This window comes from Siphonobacter sp. (assembly GCF_048595215.1).
Classification (GTDB): domain Bacteria; phylum Bacteroidota; class Bacteroidia; order Cytophagales; family Spirosomataceae; genus Siphonobacter.
In genome coordinates this window covers 1-9,367 of sequence record NZ_JBMDWJ010000354.1, presented here as the reverse complement: position 1 = coordinate 9,367, position 9,367 = coordinate 1, and the positions used below count along the sequence as shown (strand labels likewise).

Here is a 9,367-nt window from a genome sequence, read left to right as displayed (position 1 = left end):
TTCTCTAGTTTACCAAGTGTACCAATTCACCCTGATTCTTGATGGTTTTCGCATAAAACACGCCGCTAACTGAAACCCGATGGTCCTTCTGAATGGTGACTTCGGAAGTATACGCCGGTACGCAATTACAATTCCAGGTCGAGGGATCAGACCAGGCTCCACTTTTAAGTGAGGTAACATTTACGGGATCGGGTGTTACTACCTGAAAGGGAGCCTTCGCCAAGACCGGTTTTGACGCCGTAAGAAATGATTTATTATTACGCGGTTCAGTAATAGCACCAACCCATCCTTCAGCGGCTCTTTTTTGTCCATTCTGATTGAAGTGTAGATTATCCATCCGACCATCGCTTTCAATGGTATTCAGATCGGCTCCGGCGTAGACATCACTTACCGTGGCCACCAAGTTGAGCTGGGCCCGCGTGATGTGTTCGGAAGAATTATCGGCATCGCCCGAATTGTACTTGCCGTAGCATTTGCCGCCCAGCCAACAGTCCTGAGCAACCAGCCAAGCTAGCCGACTCTCGCCTAGTTCATCCCGGGTCTTTTGGATGAGTTTGATATACTGCTCTTCGAAGGTTTTACCAACGCTGCTTCGGTCATTAACCCCGTGTCCGGATAGAATAGCTCGGATACCCGTTTGAGGAACGTACTTTTTCAGCGTGTTGCGAATATTAATGTAGGGATGACGAAGATTGTAATTAATGAAACCGTGTTCGAAAGGTATGTCGTAGGCCGCTTTATAAGTCAATTCGATATTGGTTCCACCAATGGCTGCATTGTAGAAAAGTACGGGAACGTTCAGGCGTTGCACAAGCATTTCGCCCAATCGACCCCAGAACCAGCGGGGAGCTCCCGGAGCCATTCCACACTGCTCGCAGAGTTGCGAAGGTGCCAAAGGAGGTAAGAGATCAGCACTCGCCGTTTGATACCAGTACGCATTCCAGTTAGGAAACGTTTCCCGAAAATCAATCGTATTTACCTGATCACGATACGCCTGGTTAGACTCTTCGTAAGCGATGGTAGGGCTGTAACCATCCCCACCCTGAGCATTAGAGTGGCCTACGACCAGAAAGACTTCCCCAACGCCTACTTTCTCGACTTTAGTAATGGAACCTACTTGTACTCCCCCCTTCATGCCACGCACTTCCAGGTCATAGCGACCTCCGGAGGCCTTCAGTACGCCATTGAGTACTCCATTTTGTGGATTGTTTTGAATGACCTGCCAGTCAATTTTAGTCCCCCCCTCGCCGGAGCGAGTGAGTAAGCGGGCTTGGATCTGATCGACCGATTGGCTGATTTTACCTGAGATGTACAGGCTGGCCTGATTGGCGTTGTCGCGTTGAGTGACCGTACGTGGAACCGGATACGTTACGCTGATTTGGGCTTGTGCCAGAGGAGTGATTCCCATTGTGGCGATCAACAGAAATCTTTTGAGGAACGGGCAAAGGTTCTTCATTGCGAGTATGATAAGGTATAAGTTTGGCGGAAACCGTACCTTTTATGCTCACGATCATCGCAGTAAAAAGGTTAATTTATTAGTACATATATTCAAAGATAAAGATGGAGTTAATACGCAAGGATACGAGAATTTTGACTATAAAACCTAATTCGTTCTTAAATTTTTTAAAAAATAAGCTGGACCAATGCAGAAATGCCTTTGATCCAGCTCGTTAATAATTATAAATCTGATGATCAACCTACTACATTCCCTTAAATAAACTAACTCTTCAGTAATGAGTTCTTAGTAAGCTGATCAGAGAATGAGTAATTACTCTTATTGTTTAATAACCATTTTACGGAGCGTAGATTGACCTTTGGTTTGAATTTCCAGTAGGTACGTTCCCGCAGGTAAATCGCCTAACTCTACTTGGCTAACCACGCTCTTTTTCAGTAACTGGCCCATCAAGGTACGCACCTGAATACTCTGTACCTGTTTGCCATCTACCTTCAACAAACCTGTGGTTGGGTTGGGTCCTACCTTGATTATACCGAACATTTCAACGGCAATGGATCGGGAAAAGCTGTATTTCCCATCGCTATCCATTTGCTTCAGTCGGTAGTAATTCAGGCCTTCAGCGGGCGTAAGGTCCGTAAACGAATAATTCGTTTGCTGCGTCACATTCCCTTGACCTTGTACCGTACCAATCGACTCAAAATCCTGAGCATTGGTGCTACGTTGAATTTCGAAATACGCATTGTTTTTCTCGCTAGCCGTTGACCAGCTCAGTTCTACCTGAACTTGTTCCGTCATTTTACCCTTAAAATCTAGCCAGGTTACGGGCGTGGGTGCTTCTTCCACAATGGAAAGCTGGGTAAATGTCGGGTAGTGATCCGACGTGTTATTGCGATAGCCGCTAATGCTCGGGCGTAATGAGTACACCCCAGCAACCGATACCGAGGTAGCCATCGCCCGACCACTACTGACCGGCAGCATAATCTCATTCGATACAAAAACGTGATCGATGAAATCTGGATAACTTGCCGTACTTGAACAACCCGAATTGCTGAAGATTTGAGTGACGCTGCTCCAGTTGGTGTTCGGACGTGTATCGCTGATGTTGGTAGTATTCGGATTGGCGTATAAAAACGCCTTCACACTACTGATCTGACCGGTGCCGGTGATGGACTGATCAACATCATCATTGAAATCGCCCGCCATGATAATCCGTTCGTTGGCAAACTGACTTTGTAGCGTATCGTACAATACCTTGTAATCGTACACCCGACGATTGTACGAAGGTACATCGGAGCCTGATTTAGCGTGCAGGCTAATGAAATGCATCCGCGTAGCTTCCATCGCTCCGTTCAGTTTTACATCAGCCGTTAACAGGAAAGGCAATCGACCGGAGGCCCAGAATTGGGAATCGTTACCCGTAGGATATCCACTAACCGGAGCCTGCGTTAACATCGGGCGGGAAGAAATTTTCGTAATTTGATCGGTACGGTAGATGATACACACCCGCTGCCCTGCCGGGTCGGGATTGGCTATCTCCGAGTACGAGTAACGCGACGAACATTCACCCGCGTACTGACGCGAAGGGTACGTCTGGTTGAGCCCCTGAATAATGGAGCCGAAAGACGTGGCAGGATCGGCAGGATTGCTGGCGTTGTAGCTACAAACTTCCTGTAACATAAAGACGTCCGAACCAATGCCATTTAGTACCGTCTTCACATTCGCCAGTTGCAAGGCTTCGTTGGTAGGTCCGTATCCGGTATTGCCTAACCACTCCACGTTCCAGTTGGTTACTTCCAGCTTTGCTTCATCGGTGGGTGCCGAAGCCGTTCCGCAACTGCCGCCCTGCAAGGGTTCCGAACCGGGTACGTCATCCGTGAAACGCGGCAGAATCTGGCAACCATTATTGAAGATAGTTACTATGCCCGTGGGTCTGAACGCACCCGTAGGCCGGGTCGCACCCGACAGATTGGTGGCAGACAGTACCCGCATGATCAGACCGTTGCTGAGCGTGTAGTTCGTATTGGCTCCGGCAAAGGTCGTACCTGCTGGACTCGTGATGGTTACGTCTTCGTTGAGCGTTACCAGCTCTCCCTGGTGATTGCAAAGCTCACTATTGGCAATGACCAACGGTGTTACGGGGCTGTTGGCTGCCGTCGTCTTTTGGAAACAGGTCAGCGTTGTTAATTCTTTTTCGGTGTTGTACAACGTTAGCGTACCCGTTACCTGTACCTCATCACCGATCTGAAGTTCCTCGGGTTGAATACCCGCCTGATCGTAAATCAGAATACCACCCGTAGCGTCCTGAATGTAAATGTTCGTCCCCGAAAAAATGCCGGCTACGCGTCCGCTTACCGTAAAAGCATTTCCTACGGTTCCGGCTCGTACTGAAGAAATGGGTGCTGAAGGGGTCAGACAAGGTTCGTTACCCGTCGGAATCTGGGATACGTAGCCACTCAACGCTACGGCTGCCGAAGCCGTACCCCCCAACAGGGTCAGCTCGCTGGTACCCGATGCAGGATAAGCCCCTACGGGAAGTCCTAATTTGAGTCGAACGTAAATCGGTCTACTAGCCAAGGCACTACCCGTATAAGGAATCGAAAGGGTACTGCTGAAGGTGGTACTGTCTAAAGAAATCTCGAAGTTTTCCGGAGCCGTCAGGGAAAGAGTACCCGCCGCCGGACTCAGGTTCCGGCCAGCTAAATTAAAAGATTTCGAAAGAGAAGTGGTACTGCCTTCCTGGTACGTGAGCGAACCAATGGAAGTCACTGACGTCTGGAAAGTCGGAGCCGTACTATTCCCCGTAAACAAGAAATCATCAATCCGGTGATTACCCGTAGTGGACGTTCCGCTTTTTTTGATAATCCGAATTTTGAAGTTCGCATTGTTATCAAACGCGGTTTCGGTAGCGGGCGTTGTGAACGAGACGAGGGTACAGGATTCCGTGAGTTTATAAGTCCCCAATTCCACATAGTCCGTACCAGAGCTGACTTGTACTGCCAAGGAGTCTCCCGTTCCCGAGGCGGAAGTACGGGTTCTGAAACTAATGGTGAACGGACCCGTGTAACCAGCCGTACTCGCGGTTATTTCAATGTAGTCCCCTACTGCCCAGCCTTGGGCAGAGTATCCAGCCCCGGAACACCCATTGGTGCCAGGCGTGCCCAGATTAACGGGCGTCCAGGTACCCGGTGCGGGAAGCGTAGTGCTAAAGTCGTAGGACAAAATTGCCGTTTGGGCGTAGGTTTGCCCGAAACAACAAAAGAGCCATACGGTTAAAGAGAAGCGTAGAAGTTTGTTCATGAATGATGGGATTAGTCAGTAAGCTAACAAATCTACCATTATTCAATGCCCACACTCTACCTGGAAGAGTTAAGAAACTATTAAATGCATTGGATTATTCAATAACATCAATTAATTCTTTTAAAAAGATAAAATTTTCAATTCCCCAGTGTTCGGTAAAGATTACGTAAATAATAACCCAACAGCCATAAAGCTTATACGCTGAAGACTATACGGTATTAAATTACATTTTTTTAGAAAAATTAGGCCCGACTTGCACGGCGTTCAAATCTTTCGATTTCTAAGAAAAGTATAAAATAATCACCACAAAAAGTTTCGATTACCTACGGAAAATCAAATTTCGTCGCTAATTTTGCGGGAAAATTTTCAGAGTATGTTCGCTTTCCCACTCTGAATTTTTACGCATTAGTATTACTCTGAATTCAATATAACTTTCCAAGACTGCTGTATGGCATCAGTTAGACCCGATGAGGTATCGGCAATACTACGGGAGCAACTTTCCGGAGCAAAGTCAGCCGCCGAGCTCGAAGAAGTGGGTACGGTTCTCCAGATCGGTGACGGTGTGGCCCGTATTTATGGACTATCCAACGTTCAAGCCGGTGAGCTGCTCGCCTTTGAAAATGGCGTAAAAGCCCTGGCCCTAAACCTCGAAGAAGATAATGTCGGGGCCGTATTATTAGGTGAATTTTCCGATATTAAGGAAGGTGACACCGTAAAACGGACGCGTCAAATTGCCTCCATCCGCGTAGGTGAAGGCATGCTTGGCCGGGTAGTTAATACCCTGGGCGAGCCCATCGATGGCAATGGCCCGATTAGTGGAACTCTGTACGATATGCCCATCGAGCGTAAAGCTCCGGGGGTAATCTATCGTCAGCCCGTAACCGAGCCTCTGCAATCCGGTATCAAAGCAATCGACGCCATGATTCCCGTAGGCCGTGGCCAGCGGGAGTTGATTATTGGTGACCGTCAGACGGGTAAAACCACTGTAGCGATCGATACCATCATCAACCAGAAAGAATTCTACGACGCTGGTCAGCCCGTATACTGTATCTACGTAGCCTGTGGTCAGAAAGCTTCGACTATCAAGCAAGTAGAACAGGCTCTGCGTAAAGCAGGTGCTATGGACTATACGGTTATTGTGGCGGCTGGTGCCTCGGACTCTGCTCCGATGCAATTCTACGCTCCATTTACGGGTGCTGCTATCGGTGAGTTCTTCCGGGATACGGGACGCCCCGCTCTGGTCGTTTACGATGACTTGTCAAAACAAGCCGTAGCGTACCGTACGGTGTCTCTGCTGCTCCGTCGTCCGCCCGGACGCGAAGCGTATCCTGGTGACGTATTCTACCTGCACAGCCGGTTACTGGAACGTGCCGCTAAAATCATCGCCAACGATGAGATTGCTGCCAGCATGAATGATCTTCCCGATAGCCTTCGGCCCATCGTAAAAGGTGGTGGTTCATTAACGGCTCTCCCCATCATCGAAACCCAGGCTGGTGACGTTTCGGCGTATATCCCAACGAACGTAATTTCGATTACGGACGGTCAGATCTTCCTCGAATCCAACTTGTTCAACGCCGGTATCCGCCCTGCGATCAACGTAGGTATCTCGGTAAGCCGCGTAGGTGGTAACGCCCAGATCAAGTCGATGAAGAAAGTAGCTGGTACGCTGAAACTCGATCAGGCTCAGTTCCGCGAGCTGGAAGCGTTTGCCAAATTCGGTTCGGATCTGGACGCCGCTACGAAACTGACCATCGAACGGGGTCGTCGTAACCTGGAAATTCTGATTCAAAAACAAGGAGCTCCCCAACGCGTAGAAGAGCAAGTGGCCATGATCCACGTTTCTACCAAGGGCTTGATCGATACGGTTCCGGTAAATCAGGTTCGCCAGTTCGAAGCTGACTTTATCAACTTACTCCGTGCTCAACACGCGGATGTATTAAAACAATTGAAAGCAGGGAAGTACGACGATACGATTACCTCTACGCTTGAGAAAGTAGCGAAAGAAGTAGCCATCAAGTACAACCTGGCTGTCGCCTGATCTGATGTTCGGTAGCCCGCTGCTGCCTTAAGCAGCGGGCCTTTTTCGCTCATGATCGAACGTCTCATCATCCAACACCATGGCTAACTTAAAAGAAGTTCGTAACCGGATTGCCTCCGTGAACTCTACCCAGCAAATCACCAAGGCCATGAAAATGGTGGCTGCGGCTAAATTGCGGAGAGCTCAGGATAACATCCTTCAAATGCGGCCTTACGCTCAGAAACTGGGCGAAATGCTCCAAACCGTATCGGCAGGAGCAGAAGCGGCCCAGGAAAATCCTTTCAAACAGGAACGCCCCATTGAGAAAGTTCTTATGGTGGTGATTACCTCCGATCGTGGTCTTTGTGGGGCATTCAATGCCAACGTAAGCAAAGCCGCAACGGCTGTTATCAATGAAAAGTACGCCGCTCAAAAACGGGCTGGCAACGTTCATATTCTTTCCATCGGCAAAAAAGGCGGCGAATTTTTTACCCGCCGTGGCTATAAAGTCAACGCTCTGTATGAAGATACCTTTACTCGCTTGAGCTTCGGTGTCGTTCGTCAGGCAGCCGACGAAATCATGAACGCTTTTCTAAACAATCAATACGACATCGTAGAGATTGTTTACAACGAATTCAAAAACGTAGCTACGCAGATTGTTCGCGTGGAGCAGTTCCTGCCCATCGTTGAAAGCACGGCCCAGGATACAGCAACACCCGGCGACTACATTTTTGAACCTTCGGAAGAAGAAATCATTAAGGAGCTGATTCCTAAATCGTTGAAAATTCAGTTGTACCGGGCCGTACTGGAGTCTAACGCTTCTGAACACGGTGCCCGTATGACGGCCATGGACAAAGCAACGGACAACGCGGGTGAACTATTGAAGAACCTGCGGATCGAGTACAACCGTTCACGTCAGGCGGCGATTACGACGGAGATCCTTGAAATTGTAGCGGGTGCGGAAGCCCTGGCTGGCAATTAATATTCATTGATTTTCCCCCTTTGCACCCTCATTCTTTCGGGAATGGGGGTTTTTTATTGGGGTATTCATCTAACTTGTCCATAGATCGAATTTTCATTTTGATAGACTGTTAAGTTATTCCAAACGAAATTTTGTGTATTAAATACTTTACCCCATATTGAAGCATTAATTTCTATTTTTAGCAAATAATATTCCCATTTAAGCTGTTTAAAGTATGCTGAGTCGCGTTGCAAATTCAATCTACTGGATGAATCGGTATGTAGAGCGAGCCGAAAATTATTCGCGGTTTGTGGATGTGAACTTTAATTTGATGCTGGATTTGCCACCGGATGTGGAAGAACAATGGGAACCTTTGATCATTGCGACGGCCGATAATAAACTCTTCTACGAGCACTTTCAGGAACCGAGTCGGGAGAATATTATCTTCTTCATGACTTTTGACTCCCGTAACCCCAACTCTATCCTCAGTACCTTGCAGTACGCCCGCGAAAATGCCCGTACCATTCGGGAAACTATCTCGCGGGAAATGTGGGAACAACTCAATGCCTTGTACTGGAAAGTCAAAGAAGCGGCCACCCAATCCAAACACTGGGAGATGCGGCATTTCCAGGATTTTTACGAAGAAATCAAACTCGGCTGTCAGACTTTCTACGGCATCATTGAATCCACCATTAGTCGGAATGAAGGGTGGCACTTCGCCCGGTTGGGCCGGATGCTGGAGCGGGCGGATAAAACCACGCGATTTCTGGATGTAAAGTACTTCACCCTCCTACCTGACGTGGGTGCCGTTGGCTCACCCCTGGATCTATTGCTGTGGTCATCGGTACTGAAATCTGTATCGGCCTACAACATGTACCGCCAGCGGTTCCGGAATATGTCTCCCGCCCATATTGTGGAGTTTCTGATTCTGGAAAAGAATTTCCCCCGTTCGGTCATGCACTCTTTGAAGCGAGCTGAACTCTCACTGTACGAAATTTCCGGTGGTTTCATCGGCAATAGTTATACGAACAAGGCCGAACGCGTACTGAGTAAACTGCGGAGTGAAATTGAGTTCATGACCATTGAAGATATCTTCAGTACGGGCTTGCATGAATTTCTGGACAATTTCCAGTCCAAAAACAATGCCGCAGGAGCAGCTATTTTTGAGACGTACTTTGATCTGAAACCCGTCGTTTAAAGTGAATGACGGCCTGGAGCAAACCCGCATCTTTTAAATAATTAGGAAAGGATCATCGCTGCCAGTCACTAGGGAATAGCTATTTTTTTACATTTGTAGGGGAAGCTATTCGATTCATCCTTCCGCAATCCAATTCTATTACACATGACGTATTGCCTTGGCATCAAAACAAAGACCGGCTTAATCGCTCTGGCAGATACCCGCCTTACCTCGGGTTCGGAAGTGACTACGAACAAGAAAATTTCCATTCATCAAGTAGAGCATCACTCCCTGTTTATCATGACTTCCGGGTTACGATCGGTACGGGACAAAGCCATTACCTATTTCCGGGAAGTGATTGCCGAACGGGATGCCAACTTTAACAAGCTATACAAGGCCGTAAATGCCTTCGGTGAGCAGGTACGGCGGGTTGCTCAGGAGGATAAAAATGCTCTGGCC

The 9,367-nt window shown here is 48.2% G+C and carries 5 protein-coding genes and 1 pseudogene; 4 read left to right on the top strand and 2 right to left on the bottom strand.

All coding sequences use genetic code 11. From position 1 onward, the window contains the following. Nucleotides 1-4: 4 nt before the first annotated feature. Together ACOJTG_RS22035 and ACOJTG_RS22030 are read right to left on the bottom strand one after the other, a co-directional pair. Nucleotides 5-1,408 (bottom strand): sialate O-acetylesterase, encoded by a 1,404-nt coding sequence (locus tag ACOJTG_RS22035; RefSeq protein WP_420155778.1) that lies wholly within the window; start codon nt 1,406-1,408, stop codon nt 5-7. 366 nt (nt 1,409-1,774) lie between these two features. After that, entirely contained in the window at nt 1,775-4,753 is a 2,979-nt protein-coding gene (locus ACOJTG_RS22030; RefSeq protein WP_420155777.1) for a DUF5689 domain-containing protein, read from the bottom strand. Nucleotides 4,754-5,201: 448 nt separating this feature from the next. Here ACOJTG_RS22030 and atpA point away from each other — a divergent pair, with 448 nt between their 5' ends. The 4 genes and pseudogenes from atpA to ACOJTG_RS22010 all read left to right on the top strand — a co-directional run. Further along, on the top strand, nt 5,202-6,791 hold the full coding sequence (gene atpA, locus ACOJTG_RS22025; protein WP_420155776.1) for a F0F1 ATP synthase subunit alpha: 1,590 nt from the start codon (nt 5,202-5,204) through the stop codon (nt 6,789-6,791). A 79-nt stretch (nt 6,792-6,870) separates the two neighbouring features. Beyond that, nucleotides 6,871-7,752, top strand: a complete 882-nt coding sequence (gene atpG / locus ACOJTG_RS22020) for an ATP synthase F1 subunit gamma (protein WP_420155775.1) — start codon at nt 6,871-6,873, stop codon at nt 7,750-7,752. Nucleotides 7,753-7,966: 214 nt separating this feature from the next. Next, nucleotides 7,967-8,929, top strand: a complete 963-nt coding sequence (locus ACOJTG_RS22015; protein WP_104710801.1) for an alpha-E domain-containing protein — start codon at nt 7,967-7,969, stop codon at nt 8,927-8,929. 144 nt (nt 8,930-9,073) lie between these two features. Further along, nucleotides 9,074-9,367 (top strand): annotated as a pseudogene (locus tag ACOJTG_RS22010) (peptidase); the annotation flags it as partial.